General features: G+C 49.6%; 1 protein-coding gene. It reads right to left on the reverse strand.

Going from position 1 to position 230, the window contains the following annotated elements; all coding sequences use genetic code 11:
* The coding region (locus SB847_RS22475) for an electron transfer flavoprotein subunit beta/FixA family protein (protein ID WP_410578997.1) at nucleotides 1-230 on the reverse strand (230 nt) is incomplete at both ends.

Raw genomic sequence — 230 nt, forward strand, 5'->3', positions numbered from 1 at the left:
GCTCAGATCATCTTCAATATTGATTAACACCGACTGGTCACAGCCCATCGCAAGGGCGGTTCTCAGTTCTTTCTCCGCCTCTTCTCCGCCGACGGTTACAGCGGTAACGGTTCCGCCGTGCTCTTCCTGCAGCTGAATGGCTTCTTCAATGGCGTATTGATCATACGGATTAATGATAGATTCTGCCCCGTCCTCGTGAATCTTTCCTGCGTCAATTACGATTTTGTCTT

The organism is Bacillus sp. SIMBA_026 (assembly GCF_046535335.1).
GTDB classification, from domain to species: Bacteria; Bacillota; Bacilli; order Bacillales; family Bacillaceae; genus Bacillus; species Bacillus velezensis.